This window comes from Acidiluteibacter ferrifornacis (assembly GCF_009909615.1).
GTDB lineage: Bacteria > Bacteroidota > Bacteroidia > Flavobacteriales_E > Vicingaceae > Acidiluteibacter > Acidiluteibacter ferrifornacis.
In genome coordinates this window covers 23,331-40,640 of record NZ_WWNE01000007.1, presented here as the reverse complement: position 1 = coordinate 40,640, position 17,310 = coordinate 23,331, and the positions used below count along the sequence as shown (strand labels likewise).

The window sequence follows — 17,310 nt, the reverse complement described above, 5'->3', positions numbered from 1 at the left end:
GTTTATAACCATATCGTCTTGGAAGTTCTTTTTAAACCAAGTGATGTAAAAGTAACATTTAGATAATGTTAAATGGGATGTCGAGGTTTATTTTTGAACTCACTTTAATGTGAGTGGCTTTGTATTAAAGTGATTGACTAAACCTTTAAAAAGATGAAATACCTAATACTTAGCTTAAGTTTAGCTTTTATAACTCTAAACGCAGCTTCTCAGGAAGATAAAAACTTTGATAGAAGTAGAGTTTCAGTTGGAGTAGGGTCAGTGAGTCCACTTGGGGATTTGGTGTCTGATAGTAACGGTTTTGCTGGAGGTGGGATTAGTTTTAATATAGATTATGCAATTGCTGCATCTAATAATATGGCAATTGTATTTGGCTTTAATAGGGGAATGATTCAATTGGATGAAGAAGCCATTAATACAGTCAAAGAAGGGGGAATTAACAATTCTTTTGGGGTCGACGGTTCGAGTGGAAAATACAAGATGACCTCATTCATAATTGGAGCAGAGGCTCGAACAAGCGGAAAGCACTATTTCTATGTCAATCCCTATTTCGGCTTAGGAAAGTTGACGACACCTGAAATAACTTATCAGACCTTCGAAATATTTAATAGTACATATACTACAGTTAGTAATAAGGTTACAAGTAGGAGTGAGATATCTACTATATATGGATTAAAATTAGGAGCTCATTTTTTACTTTCCGATCACTTTGGTATTGGGTTGTTTGGGCGTTATGAACAAGGGAATTTTAGATTTCCTGGAGAAACGATTGTATTCAAGTCAAGCTCTAATATAACATACGAAGCATTGACAACAGGAGTTAATCTTCATTTTTCTTTCTAAATAGTTCATCAAAATACCCTAATTTATAAAAATCAAATAGCTTTAGGCTCCCATATCCTGATTCCAATCTTTTTCTAATGATTGGTTTACCAATACGGTAGATGTTCCTAATGACCAATAATGTAAAACTATTTTGTATCGTAAAGTAATACTCTAATAACCTTACCGAGGATATAAATTGAGGATCGTTATCAATGCTCTTGCAAATAGTCGAAAGGTTTTTTAGTCCTAGTTCAGTTTTGAAAAGGTAAGTCGTGTTGTCTTCAATGTCTCCGTTGAAAATGGGGTTATCAATATGAGCTATGGATATACCACGTTTCATGAGTTCAAATCCAAATAAAGTATCCTCGTGTCCATAATTAATCAAACGTTCATCAAACAAGACAGTCTCGAAAGTCTTACGTTCTATTAGAAAGTTGTTGGTCATAAAGGAAAGATTAGGCTTTTGAAGTCGTTTTTCAACTGATACGCTTTCTCTGAGCGTACTGTACTTCCAATTCAAATAATGTGATCGATTTGGAGGCTCTTTTTGGTTTACTCTACCACCACAAACTACCAGTTTTTTGTTTTCAATGGATTGAAAGTATTCTTTTAAAAAATTGGGTTGATGAATCAATGCATCACAATCTAAAAACAACAAATAAGTGGCCGAGGTATATTTTAGAAAAAGATTCCTAATTCTTGAACGGCCAATATTTTCCTTCAATTCTATGTATGTATGTCGATTGGAAAGAGGTTCATTGAGCGATTTATAATTCGCTTGAGAAGCATCATCGATCAATACGATTTCAATGGGATGATTGACTCCTTTTATTTGCTTTTCTAACTCAGCAATCAATAGAGTAACGTCTTGATTATATATCGGGATACAAATTGCTAGCATCGAATATTTTTAATCCACAGTGATTTGATCGGCAACTTCTTTGGCTTTCTTTCTTAAGGTATCCACATCGGTTCCTACTGCATCATAAGCTATTCCTATTCCCATTCTTCTATACTGACGCGTGGTTGGTTTCCCAAAAATTCTAAAATCAGATTTGGGGTAGTTTGCAGCTTTTTCAGTGCCTGAGTAGGTTGGTGTTTTTACTTCATTTTTCTGGAAAAGAACTACAGCATTTGCAGCATGCCGTTCTAAAGTAATTTCTGGTATTGGCAATCCTAATACAGCTCTAGCGTGTAATTCAAATTCATTAAAATTTTGAGATCCACCTAATGTGACCATCCCTGTATCATGAGGGCGAGGAGACAATTCACTGAAATATACTTCTTCCCCTAAAAAGAACTCTACGCCCCATATTCCAGCCCCTTTCAATTCGGCGGTTACCTTAGCGGCCATATCTTGAGCTATTTTTAACTGTTCTTCAGAAATGTGAGCGGGTTGCCAACTTTCTTGATAATCTCCGCGTTCCTGACGATGACCTATAGGAGGACAAAATAGGGTGGGTCCACTTTTTTGGGTCACAGTGAGCAACGTTATTTCTGAATCAAATTGAATAAAAGCTTCTACGATAACTTCTAATTGATCGCCCCTACCTTTGGTGTTAGCGTTTTCCCATGCAATTTCTATTTCAGACTCGGATTTAATCGTTGATTGTCCTTTCCCTGAAGAGGACATTAATGGTTTGACCACGCATGGAATTCCAACTTCTGCTACTGCTTTCTTCAGTTCCTCTAGATTTGTAGCGTATCTATAATTTGCTGTTTTTAGCCCTAGGTCTTTAGCAGCTAGGTCTCTAATTTTCTTGCGGTCCATTGTGAAATTGGCTGCTTTTGCGGATGGCACCACCTGAATTCCTTTCGCTTCAAAGTCGTAAAATAATGAAGTTCTTATGGCCTCAATTTCTGGGACAATGATACTAGGTTTATGCTGCTCAACGATTCTGTTTAGTGCTTCACCATCTAGCATATTAATTATTTCAAAGTCATCTGCTACTTGCATAGCAGGCGCATTGGCATAACTATCTACTGCAATTACAGTTTGTCCATAGCGCTTTGCAGCAATTGTAAATTCTTTTCCAAGTTCTCCAGAACCCAACAATAGTATCTTCTCCATGAAATTTAAATTTTGTTAAAGTTAGCTCAAATCTGAATAAAAATAGGTGTTTTATGAGGTTGATTTTCTAATTTAGAATGTTAATTCAATTGAAAAGTACATCGTGATGAGTGAAAGTAAAAAAACAGTAGTTATAGGAGCATCAACTAATCCAGCTAGATATTCTTTTCGGTGTATCCATCAATTAATGGCTAACGGTCATGAGGTAATTCCTATAGGTATTAAAAATGGAGAAGTAAATGGTGTTGAAATTATAAAAGAGTTGAAACCCATCGAAGATGTTGATACCGTTACTTTGTATGTTGGACCCTCTAATCAACCGGAGTACTACGATTACATTTTGAATGTATTAAAGCCGAAGCGTCTTATTTTTAACCCTGGAACAGAGAATAAGGAGTTGAAAGATAAAGCCATTGCGAAAGGAATAGACGCCTTTGAAGCCTGCACGTTGGTGATGATGTCTACCAATCAGTTTTAGTCAACTAATCAATTTGCAGTCAGTTAAGTATAAATAAACTTCCCATAAATAGAAGATTAACCCTATTTTTGCAAATTCATAATCAACACTTCCCAGAAATAAACATGAAAAAGGAGTCTACAGTAAATCATAGAAGTTTTAAATATAAGATGCATCTGTATCATATATATTACAGACGAACAGGGCTTTATCCATTTCTATTGAAACATACTCTTCGATTCCTAGTAGGAATCGGGTTATTGGTTGTTGGCTTAATTGCATTGAATAAATATGTAATTGATGTTGATAGCGCAATGGACTATATGTTTTCGAGCTTCAGTGATACTGCTATTTTAACCTTTTTTACTTTGTCTGAAATAATTTTGGGTCTTATTCCACCTGATTTGTTTATAGTTTGGGCTGGAGGTAAAGAATCGCCTTATACGATGTTGCTTTTATTGGCATTTTTGTCCTATAGTGGAGGTATGATTGCCTATTTTATCGGTAGATATATTGGAAAAATTCATAGGGTTCAAAAATACATTCAACATAAGTTTCTCTCTCATTTTGATTTAATCAGGAAGTGGGGTGGATTTGTGGTCGTATTTGCAGCATTATTTCCATTGCCATTCTCTCCTGTCTGCATGACTGCGGGGATGGTACGATATCCATTTCCATTGTTGGCTCTATTTGGACTGACTCGATTTGCTCGATATTACATTTATGCCATGGCTCTTTTTAACCTTTTCTAAGAATTGAGAGGTTTTATTTTCCGTTGCTTTTTATTAGCTTAGTGTTTAATAGTATTTTAATTGGTTGATTAAGTATTATTTAATTTACTAAACTTACGGGATATGGAAGATTATAATAGTAAACTCTTTTTGGAACAACTTGAAAATGGCAAGAATGCTTATAAGAATTTAGCGAGCACTTATGGCCAAATGGTTATTCAAATTAATAATTTGAACACCCGAGTGCGCAAACAAATGAATAATATTTCGGAGATAGAAGAGGGGTTAGATTCTAATTTGGAGGAGAATAGTATTCAACAAGTCGCGCAATCTATTTTGGAGGAATTAGATACTTTCAATAGTAGCATTAACGAGAATCTCGAACTTTTTAAGAAATGCATTTCAGAGTCATTAAATTTTTATACGACTTCATTACAATATTATAAACAAGAAAAATCAGAGTTATCTGCTTTGATAAAGGCACGAAAGACAGTATTATTTTTGGAAGCTTTAATGCGAAAATTTAAAAATAAAGTTATAGGGGTGCAGACTGGTTTAAATGTACTTCCTGCCTTCACAGAACAAATGAGGCATTCCTATAAAGCATTTGAAAAAAATGCCATTAAACTCATTGTAGAGCTAAAGAATGCGGAAGGCGAATGCCTTGAGGCGGCTAAATTGATGGAATCTAAAATTCAGGTCAAATAAAAAAGTCCATTTAGGTCGATTCTCGAGCTAAATGGACTTTTAAGTTTTCTAATTATAAATAGGTTATCTCATTTCAGCAAAAACTTTTGCTGCATCAAAATTCTTTGCTTCTTTTCCAACTCTAACTATTTTAATAGTTTCAATTGCATCTCCTTGTTCAATAGCATTCACGACGCTTTGGCCTTCTACCACATAGCCAAATACAGAATGCTTTCCGTCTAACCATGGAGTTTCGTTATGCGTAATAAAGAATTGGCTGCCGTTAGTCCCCGGTCCGGAGTTAGCCATTGATAAAACGCCTGCTCTGTCGTGTCTTAAAGTAGCATCAAATTCATCTCTGAACTTATATCCAGGTCCACCCATTCCTGATCCTGTAGGGTCACCACCTTGAATCATGAAGTTAGGAATTACTCTATGAAATACAATACCATCAAAGAAAGGAGTTCCTTTTGCTTTAAAGGTATTTTCTATTGTACCTTCTGCTAAACCTACAAAATTGGCTACTGTAAGTGGTGTTTTTGCATACTCTAGTCGAACGATTATGGTTCCCTTTGTAGTATTGATTTCAGCAAAAATACCTTCCTCTTTTTTAGCTTCTTCTTTTTCTGGAGCAGGAGTAATAACCTCCATACCTACTTGGTCATTATTGTTGGTTTTTTCTTCCGATGATTTAGCTCCACATGCAACTGTAGCTATTATGATTAAAGCAGTTAAAATAGAAAATGAAATGTTTTTTGTCTTCATAATAAATGTTGTTTTTAAGATTTAATGATTCTACCTCCACAACGAAAGTATTTTTTATAATAGGCCATATTCAGATCGCTAATAACTACTCCTTGAGAAGTAGATGCGTGCACAAATTTCCCATTGGTTAAATATACACCTACATGAGATAGCTTTCTTTTTCCAATGTCAAAAAAAACTAAATCTCCTTCTTTTAATTCCTCTTGTTTTAAAAGTAAAGGCGTAGCCTGATGAATGTCTGAAACTCTTCTTGCCAAGGCTATTGAAAAAGTATGAGCATATAAAATTCCTGCGAAACCTGAGCAATCTGTTCCATTTTTACTTTGACCACCAAAACGATAAGGCGTCCCCATCCATTCATCAATTAACTTGTATAATTGAAGATTTTGAATACTGTCTTGCACAGTACTCAGTAAAGGGGCATATTTTTTTCTGAGGTAGGCTAAAGTGTCAACTTGTTTTACTTCGGCTTTTTGCTGGATTATTTTTTTATTCGATTTCTTCGAATTATCATTCGAGGACTCTTTTTTTCTAGTCGTTTTTACAGAGTGTTTTTGCTCCGTCAGTTGTTGGCTAGAGTTAGAAGAAGTTGATGATGTCTTCTTGTTGATTTGACACGAAGTGATAAAAACAAGAAGGCAACAAATTAAAATACTACATGCTTTCTTATTCATTGGTCTACACAATTGATTTAATTAAACGAAGTCGATGTGAATAACGTTTTGTATCTACATTATAGATGCCCTGATGGTCGATTCTATCAATTCTGACTTTTCCTGAGGCATGTATGATTCGATTATTTTCAAGCATCAATCCTACGTGAATGATGTTTCCTTCATCATTATCAAAAAATGCTAAATCCCCTTCTTCGGCTTCCTCAATGAATGACAATGTTTGTCCAATTTTGGCTTGCTCGGATGCATCTCTAGGAAGCTGAACACCATTTAATTTATAGACCAATTGAACAAAACCTGAGCAATCAATCCCGAAAGGAGATCGGCCACCCCATAGGTATGGCGCATTCAAATACATGAATGCATTTTCCTTCAATCTGGATTTGGAGGGTTTACTTTCTAGAGGGTATACATTTCCTTCGAAATTGTACTCCGCATTTCCATTGATGAATTTATTGTCTTGATAGTTATAAAGATTGCTCCCCATAACAATTGGAATAATTTGATCGTCGCTACTTCGTTGTGAGACTTGCACCAAGTCAGCGGACAAAGCCGGTTGAATTTTTTTGAGTTGATTGAACTCTTCTTCTTCTATCCAATCGAATTGCTTGGAGTCTATGTAACATTCGTAATTGTCAGGTACTGTTTTGCAACGAAACCAAGATTGTTTGGACTCATATACTTTTAAAAGTTCGCCAAATAAAACTTGGGTCACGATTTCACTTTTGTCAGATGCCTCTGCACGTCCGGGGACAACACTTAAATTACAAATACCGTATTTCATCAATTAAAGGCTAGAGAAAAATACAGTCGGAAAGAGAAACCTCCATCCGACTGTAGAAAAAATTAAATATTTTCAATCACAATAGCAGAAGCACCGCCACCACCGTTGCAAATTCCGGCAGCACCTAGTTTTCCGTTATTTTGTTTCAATACGTTGATCAAAGTCACGATAATTCTAGAACCTGAGCTACCTAGTGGATGACCTAATGCAACAGCACCTCCATTTACGTTAACTTTTTCAGGGTTTAATCCCATTTTTTGATTGTTCGCTATTCCTACAACGGCGAATGCTTCGTTTAATTCAAAAAAGTCAACATCTGCAGTTGTTAAACCTGCTTTTTTAATTGCTTTTGGTAATGCTAAAGATGGTGCAGTTGTAAACCATTCAGGAGCTTGAGCAGCATCGGCATAGCCTCTAATTTTTGCGATAGGAGTTAACCCTAAAGCCTCCATTTTTTCTTTGCTCATTAATAAAAGCGCAGAAGCACCATCGTTTAAGGTGGAAGCATTCGCTGCAGTTACAGATCCTTCTTTTTGAAATACTGGACGTAAACCTCTGATTTTGTCCATTTTTACATTCTTGTACTCTTCATCTTCAGAAACAATGACAGCATCTCCTCTTCGTTGTGGAACTTCAACAGGAACAATTTCATCTTTAAATTTACCTTCAGACCAAGCTTTTGCAGATCGCTCATAAGAAGAAATGGCAAAGTCATCCTGTTCCTCTCTTGAGATATTGCATTCCGCAGCACAAAGTTCTGCTGCATTCCCCATGTGGTAATTGTTGTAAACATCAGTTAAACCATCTTTAACCAAACCATCTACTACCGTTTTGTTTCCCAATCGAGCACCCCATCTGGTATCTTCCATGTAATAAGGAACTGAAGACATATTCTCCATTCCACCTGCGATAACCACATCGTTGTCACCACACATAATGCTTTGAGCAGCTAACATTACCGATTTCATACCAGAAGCACATACTTTATTAACCGTTGTACAAGGTACATTTTGATCCAAACCTGCGAAAATAGCCGCTTGTCTAGCAGGAGCTTGACCTAAATTAGCTTGCAACACATTTCCCATAAAAACTTCTTGAACTTCAGATGCAGAAATTCCAGCTTTTTCTATTGCTCCTTTTATAGCGGCAGCTCCCAATTTTGTTGCGGGTACTGAAGCCAATACACCACCATAACTTCCCATTGGAGTTCTTACTGCCGATACAATATATACGTCTTTAATCATCCTTATTGTTTTAAGATTCTATTCAATAAATTCAATGCGAAATTAATTATTTAAGTTCTATTAGAGAAACCTTTTCTAATTGAATGATTGCAGTTGGTTTAATTGAATTGTATTACTTTCGTAGTATCAAAAATAGAGGTGCATGAAACGATTGTTCAATTTTTTTAGAGATCAATACGATGGATTTTTTAAGTTATTCATCTTCATTGCTGCAATTGTTGTTATTGTATTTATATTTCCCAAGGAAGCCAAGTTTAAGTATGAGTTTCAAAAGGGGAAACCTTGGGGGCACAACGATCTAATTGCAACTTTCGATTTTCCAATTTATAAACCTGCTGAAAAACTCGCCAAAGAAAAAGAAGAGCTAGAACAAAATAAAAAGTTGTATTTCAAGGTAGATACGAATGTAGTAGATCAAGTGACTCAAAAATTATCAGCGTATCTTTCTCAAGAATTTGAAAAAGGAGAGTTTGCATTCTCTTCCAAGGAAATGTTTCAGGAACAACTTCAATCTGTTCAGAATCAAATTAGAGCAATTTATGAAAAGGGTATTGTTCAGTTAATCCCTTCTATAGAAAACAAATCGGAGGAATATTCTATAGAATTGATTTATGGCAAGGTGGTTACATCGAAAGAATTGGGACAGTTGTACACTGCTAGGAGCGCCTTTGCTGCATTCGAACAACGATTAAATTCCACGGAAAAAAGCTTTAAATCTACAGCGCTGCTCTATTTTGAAGAATTATTGGAGCAGAATATATTTTTCGATGAAGAAACCACTAATCAGATTTACAAAGAGAGTATTCAGAAAATATCTTTAACTGAAGGATTGGTCGTTAGAGGTGAAAGCATCATATCCAAAGGAGAAATAGTAGATGGTAAGAAATTGTTGATGATTCAATCTTTGAAAAAGGAATTTGAGAATCAAGTAGGGGGAGGTCATCAGTTTTATTATATTCTAGTGGGCCAAGTTTTGTTGGTGGCTTTAGTTTTGTTGCTTTTAGCGCTTTTTCTGCTATTGTTTAGGAAGCAAATTATTTCTAGCGATCTGCAATTGAGTTTCTTGCTATTGTTAATCGTTTTGTTCGTGTTGGCTGCAGAGGTTTCCTTAAGTATTGATGTTTTTAGTATTTATTTGGTTCCTTTTTGCATGTTACCGATTATTGTTCGAACTTTTTTTGATACTCGAACGGCTTTATTCACTCATTTAGTAACGATCTTAATCGTGGGTTTTATTGCTCCTAACCCATATGAGTTCATTCTCATTGAAATGTTAACAGGAATCGTGACCATTTTTAGTGTGTTGAGCTTAAGGAACAGAAGTCAACTTTTTATTTCTTCCGCAATCATTTTTGGGGTTTATAGCGTTTGTTTTTTTGGAATTAGTATAGTGCAGGAAGGAGATATATCGACAATTAATTACAATGCCATCGCTTGGTTTTTTGGAAGTGCAATGCTAACACTATTTGCCTATCCGCTTATTTATGCCTTTGAGAAACTATTTGGTTTTGTCTCTGAAGTTACTTTATTAGAAATTGCTGATACTAATAATAAGTTATTGAGGCAGCTTAATTTAAAAGCTCCAGGAACCTTCCAGCATTCTTTGCAAGTAGCGAATTTGGCGGAAGAGGCCATTAGAGCTATTGGCGGGAATTCTCTCTTAGTTAGGGTAGGCGCCTTGTATCATGACATTGGAAAAATGAATGCTCCCATGTATTTCATCGAAAATCAAGCCACTCATATCAATCCACATGATGAGCTGAGTCCTGAAGAGTCGGTTCAGATTATCATTAAACATGTGAAAGATGGGATTAAAATAGCCAAGAAGCATAAATTACCGGATATAATCATCGATTTCATTCGGACGCATCATGGAACCAGTAAAGTGCGCTTTTTTCTATTAAACTATAAGGAACAGAATCCTGATATTGAAATTGATGAAGATGAATTCAGGTATCCTGGACCCATTCCTTATTCGAAAGAAACATCCGTGTTAATGATGGCGGATTCAGTGGAGGCAGCCTCTAGAAGTTTGAAAACTTATGACACAGAAAGTATAGAAAAGTTAGTCGATGGAATTATTCAAAATCAGATTGATGAGGGGCAATACGCCAATGCAGACATCACTTTTAAAGACATCAGCACCATTAAAAAGATGTTTAAGAAGAAGTTGATGAACATTTACCATGTAAGGATCGCTTACCCTGATCACGATTAGTATCGATTCCTATCCTCAATAATGGTTGCCAATTTGTTGAATAGAAATAAGGTAAAGAATATGGCGAACCCTGGAAAAACCGCTAACCACCAAGAGGTAGGATTTTTTCTGGCTTCGGAAAGAATACTACCCCAGCTAACTTCTTCCGCTGAGATACCCACTCCGATAAAAGATAGGGTAGATTCCATAAGAATTGCACCAGCTATACCAAACACAATAAATACACTTGCCGATTGAAGCGAAAGAGGGAGTATGTGTTGGAATAGAATCCGTGCATTTGAAAATCCCAAAGCCTCAGCCGATTCAATGAATGGTTTATTCTTTACTTTTAAAACTTCGGCACGGGTATACCTCGCAATATTCGTCCAAGCTAACAGACCGATAATCCATATGATATTCCATGCTGAAGGGTTAACAATCGCTGCTAAGCTAATCACTAAGAATAATATGGGGACGGATTTGACTATTTCTATCATTCGACTGATGATAATATCGACGGGGAAAGTGATTAGCTTTTTTATCTTCAATAATTTGTTGAGAAACTGGCTGAATGAAAAGCAAACAATCACGGAAGCAAGAATATAGGCTAAATTAAGGACAACAATCTGTATAAGGGATATGGTTGGAGTTTCTGTCGTCCAAACAGTTTGGTGAAAGCCATAAAAATAACCTATAAAAATAAATAGGGGAAGTAGGATTAAGTTAAGCCAACTAATTTTTAGGGTGTTGTCGCCATAAAAGCCAGCGATGGCTCCCCAGAAAATTCCAATAATCGAAGCAATCAACATAGAGCCTAGCCCGATAATCAAAGCAAGTTGAGTACCGTGAATGATCCCGGAAAAAATATCTCTACCGATCTCATCAGTTCCTAGCCAATGACGATACCTCCAACTATCTACTTGTTGACTTTTAAAGGGACTAGCTGACTTCACATTTTTATAATCCAATGAATTGGGAGAATAAGGAATCAATGGCATGAGTTGCCACTCGTAGTCTATATCGGTAGATTTTAGATTGGATGAATTATAAAAAGGGAATACAATTTTACCATTTTGAGAAGCCACTAAAGGGCGATCATTGGCAATGAGCTCTGCAAAAACTCCGATAAAGATAATTACAATTAAAGACCAAAAAACTACTGGTGACTTCTGTTGGATATAGAGGATTAATTTCATGAAGCCCATTGTTTTGAATAAGAAACTCTTTGATCCATCTTAAGGTACAGTAAATCTGAAATTAGTGTTCCAATTAAAATTAAAACCGCGCTAATCATTAGGATACTAAACACTACAGGATAATCTCTCAAAGCGATGGAATCCAACAATAATTTTCCGACTCCAGGGATTGCGAAAATGTATTCAATGATAAAAGAGCCTGATATTAGTGCGGGGAACAAATTTCCAATTTGAGTAATCAGTGGAAATGAGGCGTTTTTTAAAGCGTGTTTCCAATACAATTGATTTTCTGTTAGCCCTTTAGCTCTTCCTGTTCGAATATAGTCCGCAGACAATTCATTTAACATGCTTCTTTTAGTTTGCTCACTGATGTAGGCAATGCTAGAATAAGACCAACAAACAATGGGTAAGAATAGGTGATAAATTAAATCCAGAAAGGAAACCAGTCCGGAACTATTCTCATTCCAATCTCCCAATCCATAACTGGGAAAAATGGGAAAATATTCATAGCTGGCAAAGAAAATAATGAGCAAACTAGCCAACCAGAACGAAGGAATAGAATGGATGCTAAACAAGAATGTTGAAAGTAGGCGTTCCATAGGCGAGTTTTGATGTTTGGCGCTATATACTCCTAGCGGTATTCCAATCGAATAACTAAGAATTATGGATAGAATACTAATCAATACGGTCCATTTTAGGGCGGTGCCAATTTTATGGCCGACAGGTTTTCGGTCCTTGTATGAGGTTCCAAAATCGCCTGAAAAAAAATCAGCCATCCAATAACGATATTGATTTTCTGCCCCATTCCAGATGAATTGTGGAACGTATCTAGCAGAAATATCTGTGTGGGCATTTAATTGAAGAATACTATATTCCAATATTTTATAGGCAAAGATTAAGTTTTCATTAGAAGAAACAAGCTTGAAACTCGCCAAAAGGTGCATCAACTCCTCCGTAGTCTGTTGTTTTTTTAGTTCTTCAATAAGGTGAAGAACTTTGTTTTTTGAAGAAGTTTGATCCGCATAAGCTTCACTGGTTAATCGGTTTATAGATTTGTGATACTCGTTGACATTCTTCCAATTACCATTTTCAAAAGCGAGTTTTGAAAGGTGTTTTTTCATTTGATGGTCAGGGATACGATGGAGGGTGTCGGATTGTGTTTGATCGGTAATGGTAAAATAAAAGGGGGGAAGATCTAAGTGGAAATAGGTTCTCACCTCACTGATTTTGGTTTCAATATTTGCTCTAGATACATCATTTTCAAGGTCAAAAGTTCGCTCGCCAATAATCATTTGAATAGGGTCTCCAGGCGTATTGATACTAATGAAAAATACCACCAAAGAAATTCCTACAAAGGTGGGAATGGCTAACAGAATACGTTTAAGGGTATAATGAAGCATTTATTCGCTGAGTTTAAATCCTGGTGCCCAGAATCCTGGACGCATTGAGGACAAAGAATAATTGGTGAACCTTTTAGAAATAATCATTCGCTCTAAGGGAGCATATAAAAAGAGATAAGGCAATTCCTCATGGAGTATTTCCTGAAAACGATAATTTAAGGCTAAACGCACACTAGGATCTGTAGTTTTGTTGAGGGAATCAATCAGTTGATCCGCCTCCTCCGAACGAAAACCTATGTAATTGGAGCCATTGTCAATGGCACGGGAATGGAAAATGCTTTCATGATTTCTGGGTAAAGGAGCAAACATTTTTCCTGTAAAACATAAGTCGAAGTTGCTATTTCGGGTATTTTCCAAAAAGATGGACCATTCCACTTCTTTGAGATTTATTTGAACCCCAACCTTAGCGGCTTCCTCTTTAAGGATTAAGCCTATCATTTTGCGGCTTTCATTCCCTGAATTGAATAAATAATCCAATTCAAACTTTGATTTTACTCCATTCAAAGTATTGTTTAATACCCCATCTCCATCGAGGTCTTTCCACCCTTCTATAGACAGGTAGTGTTTTGCTTTTTCTGGGTCAAAAGGATAGGGGGTGATGTTTTTATTGTATTGTTTTTCATATTTTAGCGGCAATGGACCTATTATGCGTTCTCCATAACCGTAGGCAACGATGTCTATAATTTTATCTACATCTAACAAGTGAGCCAATGCCTTTCTATTATTCTTGATTTTTAAAATGGGGTGATTGAGATTCATGCCAATAGCATAGTAGGCCAATATCTCACTAGTCACGAAATTAAATTGGTCTTTGAAAGTTTCATTCTTTTGAATTTCAGAAAATTCCTTAGGAGTCACTCCTCTGATGAGATCGATGTCACCATTCTTTAAGGCGGCAAGTGCAGTAGTTTCATCAGGAATGATGTGAATCACGATTTTATCAACATTCGCTTCAAATTCAACTCCAGCATTTTTAACTTGATTGCCCCACCAATCTTTTTTCTTAGTTAGCTCAATTCTACTTTCACTGTTGAATTTAGTCAACTTATATGGACCTGATCCACTGATGTATTTTGGATTGATTTTATATTCGAAATCATTAACTTGATTTAAAAAGGCAATCATTCCGCTGTCTTTAGCTAAAGAGTCGTGGTGTGCTGCAATTTGTTGAACCGTAAATTGGTTCAGGTAATTGGTGCTGTCATAAAGGTATTGAGGAACAAAACTAATGTCGCCACAAAGAAATTCACCAGAATTATATTCTCCTGAAGTATGAATATAAAAGGCAGTGGAATCCGTCGGGTGGTACTCAAAATCAACAATGGTTTTATTGAATGAATTCAATAGGTATCCTTCAGGATTGGGAATGATATTCAATTTTACCGCAAATTCTGCATCCTTCGCTGTGATGGGTTGCCCATTATCCCATTTTGCTTCTTTTCTAATTGTGTAGAAATAAGTCATCTGACCATTTTCTCCTTTATATACTCGAGGAAGAGAGTCGGCCAATAGTGGAGAGAGTTCTAGTGTATTGAAATCGATTACCGTTAACGTTTGAAAAATATAAGTGCTGAGATTTCCGGATAACTCATCACTATACAAAACAGGGTGGATGGAGCTAGCACCTGCAGTTTCACGAATATGTAGTGTTACCTCTTTGGGTTGATTAGCGGGTGGTGTGTTGCAAGCAAAAAGCAGTAAGCAGACAACAACAGCGAAGAAGGGAATACGGATGAGATGGAACATTTGTTTGGCATTTGATGCAAGACAAAGATAATTGATAGGTTTATTTACAACGGATAAAAGCGAATTTTTTCTGGTTCTATTGGAGAGAAAATAAAAAAAGTAAAAAAATATTCATTTATGCTTTTAGATTTAAAATAGATTATTACTTTTGCTCTCCCGTTTGAGGGATGGACACAATTTCGGTTGTGTTTAGTGAAGTAGAAAAGAGACGGAAAGCTAGGAGGGATGGGTGAGTGGCTGAAACCAGCAGTTTGCTAAACTGCCGATCTCGTAAGGGATCCGGGGGTTCGAATCCCCCTCCCTCCGCAAGGAATTGAAAAGACTGAAGAAACAGAGAAAACTGTTTTAAAATTAAATCGGGGTGTAGCGTAGTCCGGTCATCGCGTCCAGTTTTAGACTGGAAGATTGTAGGTTCGGTCTAAGCTTGAAAAAAAAATAACAGAGAAAACTGTTTTAAAATTAAATCGGGGTGTAGCGTAGTCCGGTCATCGCGCCTGCTTTGGGAGCAGGAGGTCGCAGGTTCGAATCCTGCCACCCCGACCAAGAAAAGCCTTCTATTGAAAGATAGAAGGCTTTTTTGTTTCCAAGAATTGGAATTGAAGCATTTCTTTTGTCCAAAGTTTGAGTTTATTTGTTAGGATCTTAGTTGATGATTTTACTAAATTGTTCCTTCAATTTCAATTAGATGGCTCATTTCGTATATATTTTAAAAAGTCAAACCACGGGTAGGTATTATTGTGGGGAAACACAAGATATTGAAGATCGTTTAGAAAGGCATAATTCAGGTCGTTCAAAATCAACCAAATCAGGAAGTCCTTGGGAGTTAGTCCAATTATTAGAAATTGAAAATCGAAGTGAGGCGAGAAAATTAGGATCATGACTAAATGTTGTGTTTAAGCATAAATATTAGTCAGTCTAAAAAGAAAAAATTCTACGTTTTTCACTCCTCTAAACCTAGATCTAAATGCTTTAATCTTTGCATTGAAAGATTCTGCTGCTGCATTTGTGCTTCTATCATCAAAATAATTTAGAATGGTTTTGTAGTTCAATGATATGGTGTTCATTATTGACTTAAAACTTTTAAAATTTGAGTTTTCGACCTCATTGTACCATTGTGCCAATTTTGTCATTGCCACCCCTTTTTCTATTGAAGAGTTATAAATTATTCTAAGTTGGTTACTTAGTTGATAAGCAGTTTTGATTTTTGGATATAAATCAAATAATATTTTTGACCTTTCTTTCTGTTTTACTGTCCATTTATCAGGGCTTTTGAAAAGTAAATACCTACTTCGTGCTAAGAGCTGTCTAACAGTGTCAGAATTGGATAACATTTCTTCTTTGTAGGTTTTGCCTAATGTTTTAGCCTCTGCAATAGCTCTATTCTCTTTATCAATTGATTTCCACCTGTATTTTATTCTTACCTCTTGTACCGCTTCTGATGCTAATTTTTGAACATGAAATCTATCTGTAACTTGTTTAGCTAAAGGAAAACAGACCTTTACAATTTGTTTCATAGAACCTGCCATATCCAAGGTAATTTCCTCTACTTTTCTTCGCTTAGATGTGGCTATTTTATTAACCCTTTGGATCACCTCTGAAGAAGTTGTTCCTTTAACTATAGCTACAATAGAGCCGGCTCTACCTTTTGCTTTTTTATTTGTAATAATGGTATAAAGTTCTCCTTGTGAAAGTGCTACTTCGTCTATTGATAGTCGTTTGCCAATATTCTGCGGAAAAATTAACCAATCTCTGGCATGAGTTAATTGATCCCATTTTTTAAAGTCACTTAAATAATCCCGATACTGGCGCTGTAATTTCTTTCCGTTGACACCATAAATATCGCCTAAAGAATTACAGTCTAAATCTTTAGTATTGATTAATTTCTTTTAAAAAAGCGGCGAAATCATTCGTCATTCTACTGCCTTTTGCTACTAAATTCCAATCTCTCTGAACAATTTGATTTGTTGATTTATCTAACGACCTACGCCGCTTAATGTGCAATAATACCGTCTTTCCTCGCAAAGGAAAGTCTTGAATTGTAATGACTTTATGAAATCCATGACCAATTAAAATCCGCTCTTTTTCTTCTTCGGGAACAGCCTTCTTTTCTTCAAAATTCAAATGAACTACTTCTCCCTCAGTTCGAGAAGAAATTAAATCAAAATGAGAAATGAGTAATTCAGGAAGTATTAAACTTAAAGTATCTTTTGAAAGTTCCAATTTTTTTAAACGAAAATCGGAATATTAATTTAATTCACACACAACATTTGGTCATGACCCAATTTCAATTAGATGGCTCATTTCGTATATATTTTAAAAAGTCAAACTACGGGTAGGTATTATTGTGGTGAAACGCAAGATGTTGAAGATCGTATACAACGGCATAATTCAGGTCGTTCAAAATCAACCAAATCAGGAAGTCCTTGGGAGTTAGTTCAATTATTAGAAATAGAAAATCGAAGTGAGGCGAGAAAATTAGAATCAAAAATCAAACGTATAGGAATTAAAAGGTGGATGAAGCGGTAGTCCGGTC

At 36.0% G+C, this 17,310-nt stretch carries 17 protein-coding genes, 2 tRNA genes and 1 pseudogene; 9 read left to right on the top strand and 11 right to left on the bottom strand.

Going from position 1 to position 17,310, the window contains the following annotated elements:
• The first annotated feature begins 153 nt into the window (after window positions 1–153).
• Window positions 154–843: an outer membrane beta-barrel protein gene (locus tag GQN54_RS08875; protein WP_160633188.1), complete on the top strand. Its 690-nt coding sequence runs from the start codon at window positions 154–156 to the stop codon at window positions 841–843.
• Here the strand turns inward: GQN54_RS08875 and GQN54_RS08870 are convergent.
• Window positions 821–1,726 (bottom strand): glycosyltransferase family 2 protein, encoded by a 906-nt coding sequence (locus GQN54_RS08870; RefSeq protein ID WP_160633187.1) that lies wholly within the window; start codon window positions 1,724–1,726, stop codon window positions 821–823. The genes GQN54_RS08875 and GQN54_RS08870 overlap by 23 nt on opposite strands.
• Before the next feature lie 9 nt (window positions 1,727–1,735).
• Window positions 1,736–2,896 (bottom strand): formate-dependent phosphoribosylglycinamide formyltransferase, encoded by a 1,161-nt coding sequence (purT, locus tag GQN54_RS08865; protein ID WP_160633186.1) that lies wholly within the window; start codon window positions 2,894–2,896, stop codon window positions 1,736–1,738.
• A 106-nt stretch (window positions 2,897–3,002) separates the two neighbouring features.
• Here purT and GQN54_RS08860 point away from each other — a divergent pair, with 106 nt between their 5' ends.
• The 3 genes from GQN54_RS08860 to GQN54_RS08850 all read left to right on the top strand — a co-directional run bounded on the left by GQN54_RS08860 (window position 3,003) and on the right by GQN54_RS08850 (window position 4,792).
• Complete coding sequence (locus GQN54_RS08860; RefSeq protein WP_160633185.1) at window positions 3,003–3,374, top strand: CoA-binding protein; 372 nt, start codon at window positions 3,003–3,005, stop codon at window positions 3,372–3,374.
• Window positions 3,375–3,478: 104 nt separating this feature from the next.
• Window positions 3,479–4,105: a YqaA family protein gene (locus tag GQN54_RS08855; RefSeq protein ID WP_160633184.1), complete on the top strand. Its 627-nt coding sequence runs from the start codon at window positions 3,479–3,481 to the stop codon at window positions 4,103–4,105.
• Between the two features lie 102 nt (window positions 4,106–4,207).
• On the top strand, window positions 4,208–4,792 hold the full coding sequence (locus tag GQN54_RS08850; protein WP_160633183.1) for a hypothetical protein: 585 nt from the start codon (window positions 4,208–4,210) through the stop codon (window positions 4,790–4,792).
• Window positions 4,793–4,870: 78 nt separating this feature from the next.
• Here the strand turns inward: GQN54_RS08850 and GQN54_RS08845 are convergent.
• The 4 genes and pseudogenes from GQN54_RS08845 to GQN54_RS08830 all read right to left on the bottom strand — a co-directional run.
• A pseudogene (locus GQN54_RS08845) lies at window positions 4,871–5,422 on the bottom strand (peptidylprolyl isomerase); the annotation flags it as partial.
• Window positions 5,423–5,550: 128 nt separating this feature from the next.
• Entirely contained in the window at window positions 5,551–6,210 is a 660-nt protein-coding gene (locus GQN54_RS08840; protein ID WP_160633181.1) for a C40 family peptidase, read from the bottom strand.
• Window positions 6,211–6,214: 4 nt separating this feature from the next.
• The gene (locus GQN54_RS08835; RefSeq protein WP_160633180.1) at window positions 6,215–6,994 is read right to left on the bottom strand and encodes a C40 family peptidase; all 780 of its coding nucleotides are present in this window, start codon (window positions 6,992–6,994) and stop codon (window positions 6,215–6,217) included.
• A gap of 62 nt (window positions 6,995–7,056) precedes the next feature.
• On the bottom strand, window positions 7,057–8,235 hold the full coding sequence (locus tag GQN54_RS08830) for an acetyl-CoA C-acyltransferase (protein ID WP_160633482.1): 1,179 nt from the start codon (window positions 8,233–8,235) through the stop codon (window positions 7,057–7,059).
• Between the two features lie 145 nt (window positions 8,236–8,380).
• Between GQN54_RS08830 and GQN54_RS08825 the strand changes: the two genes are divergently transcribed.
• On the top strand, window positions 8,381–10,456 hold the full coding sequence (locus tag GQN54_RS08825) for an HD family phosphohydrolase (RefSeq protein ID WP_160633179.1): 2,076 nt from the start codon (window positions 8,381–8,383) through the stop codon (window positions 10,454–10,456).
• Here the strand turns inward: GQN54_RS08825 and GQN54_RS08820 are convergent.
• Genes GQN54_RS08820 through GQN54_RS08810 form a run of 3 tightly spaced genes read right to left on the bottom strand, consistent with a single transcriptional unit; the run spans window position 10,453 to window position 14,777 of the window.
• Window positions 10,453–11,631 carry an ABC transporter permease gene (locus GQN54_RS08820; RefSeq protein ID WP_160633178.1) on the bottom strand — a complete coding sequence of 393 codons (1,179 nt, stop codon included), beginning with the start codon at window positions 11,629–11,631 and terminating at the stop codon, window positions 10,453–10,455. The two genes, GQN54_RS08825 and GQN54_RS08820, sit on opposite strands and share 4 nt — an antisense overlap.
• A complete protein-coding gene (locus GQN54_RS08815; protein WP_160633177.1) occupies window positions 11,628–13,031 on the bottom strand; it encodes an ABC transporter permease in 1,404 nt (467 codons plus the stop codon). The genes GQN54_RS08820 and GQN54_RS08815 overlap by 4 nt, the downstream gene beginning before the upstream one ends.
• A complete protein-coding gene (locus GQN54_RS08810) occupies window positions 13,032–14,777 on the bottom strand; it encodes an ABC transporter substrate-binding protein (protein WP_160633176.1) in 1,746 nt (581 codons plus the stop codon).
• A 219-nt stretch (window positions 14,778–14,996) separates the two neighbouring features.
• On the opposite strand from GQN54_RS08810, the gene GQN54_RS08805 reads away from it, so the two are divergent.
• The 3 genes from GQN54_RS08805 to GQN54_RS08795 all read left to right on the top strand — a co-directional run bounded on the left by GQN54_RS08805 (window position 14,997) and on the right by GQN54_RS08795 (window position 15,657).
• Window positions 14,997–15,083, top strand: a tRNA-Ser gene (locus GQN54_RS08805).
• 159 nt (window positions 15,084–15,242) lie between these two features.
• Window positions 15,243–15,320: transfer RNA gene (locus tag GQN54_RS08800), tRNA-Pro, on the top strand.
• A 142-nt stretch (window positions 15,321–15,462) separates the two neighbouring features.
• Window positions 15,463–15,657: a GIY-YIG nuclease family protein gene (locus GQN54_RS08795; protein WP_160633175.1), complete on the top strand. Its 195-nt coding sequence runs from the start codon at window positions 15,463–15,465 to the stop codon at window positions 15,655–15,657.
• Window positions 15,658–15,670: 13 nt separating this feature from the next.
• On the opposite strand, the gene GQN54_RS08790 is transcribed toward GQN54_RS08795, so the two are convergent.
• Both GQN54_RS08790 and GQN54_RS08785 read right to left on the bottom strand, forming a co-directional pair.
• Window positions 15,671–16,615, bottom strand: coding sequence for an ISAon1 family transposase (locus GQN54_RS08790; RefSeq protein WP_317163972.1), 945 nt, complete (start codon window positions 16,613–16,615; stop codon window positions 15,671–15,673).
• 28 nt (window positions 16,616–16,643) lie between these two features.
• On the bottom strand, window positions 16,644–16,997 hold the full coding sequence (locus GQN54_RS08785; protein ID WP_160633174.1) for an ISAon1 family transposase N-terminal region protein: 354 nt from the start codon (window positions 16,995–16,997) through the stop codon (window positions 16,644–16,646).
• Window positions 16,998–17,069: 72 nt separating this feature from the next.
• Between GQN54_RS08785 and GQN54_RS08780 the strand changes: the two genes are divergently transcribed.
• Entirely contained in the window at window positions 17,070–17,303 is a 234-nt protein-coding gene (locus tag GQN54_RS08780; protein WP_160633173.1) for a GIY-YIG nuclease family protein, read from the top strand.
• Window positions 17,304–17,310 lie beyond the last annotated feature (7 nt).

Coding starts and splice junctions, on each gene's coding strand:
- GQN54_RS08820 (WP_160633178.1), bottom strand. CDS start 11,631: ATGAAATTAATCCTCTATATCCAACAGAAGTCACCAGTAGTTTTTTGG.
- GQN54_RS08840 (WP_160633181.1), bottom strand. CDS start 6,210: ATGAATAAGAAAGCATGTAGTATTTTAATTTGTTGCCTTCTTGTTTTT.
- GQN54_RS08835 (WP_160633180.1), bottom strand. CDS start 6,994: ATGAAATACGGTATTTGTAATTTAAGTGTTGTCCCCGGACGTGCAGAG.
- GQN54_RS08810 (WP_160633176.1), bottom strand. CDS start 14,777: ATGTTCCATCTCATCCGTATTCCCTTCTTCGCTGTTGTTGTCTGCTTA.
- GQN54_RS08825 (WP_160633179.1), top strand. CDS start 8,381: ATGAAACGATTGTTCAATTTTTTTAGAGATCAATACGATGGATTTTTT.
- GQN54_RS08815 (WP_160633177.1), bottom strand. CDS start 13,031: ATGCTTCATTATACCCTTAAACGTATTCTGTTAGCCATTCCCACCTTT.
- GQN54_RS08795 (WP_160633175.1), top strand. CDS start 15,463: ATGGCTCATTTCGTATATATTTTAAAAAGTCAAACCACGGGTAGGTAT.
- GQN54_RS08780 (WP_160633173.1), top strand. CDS start 17,070: ATGGCTCATTTCGTATATATTTTAAAAAGTCAAACTACGGGTAGGTAT.
- purT (WP_160633186.1), bottom strand. CDS start 2,896: ATGGAGAAGATACTATTGTTGGGTTCTGGAGAACTTGGAAAAGAATTT.
- GQN54_RS08870 (WP_160633187.1), bottom strand. CDS start 1,726: ATGCTAGCAATTTGTATCCCGATATATAATCAAGACGTTACTCTATTG.
- GQN54_RS08875 (WP_160633188.1), top strand. CDS start 154: ATGAAATACCTAATACTTAGCTTAAGTTTAGCTTTTATAACTCTAAAC.
- GQN54_RS08850 (WP_160633183.1), top strand. CDS start 4,208: ATGGAAGATTATAATAGTAAACTCTTTTTGGAACAACTTGAAAATGGC.
- GQN54_RS08860 (WP_160633185.1), top strand. CDS start 3,003: ATGAGTGAAAGTAAAAAAACAGTAGTTATAGGAGCATCAACTAATCCA.
- GQN54_RS08855 (WP_160633184.1), top strand. CDS start 3,479: ATGAAAAAGGAGTCTACAGTAAATCATAGAAGTTTTAAATATAAGATG.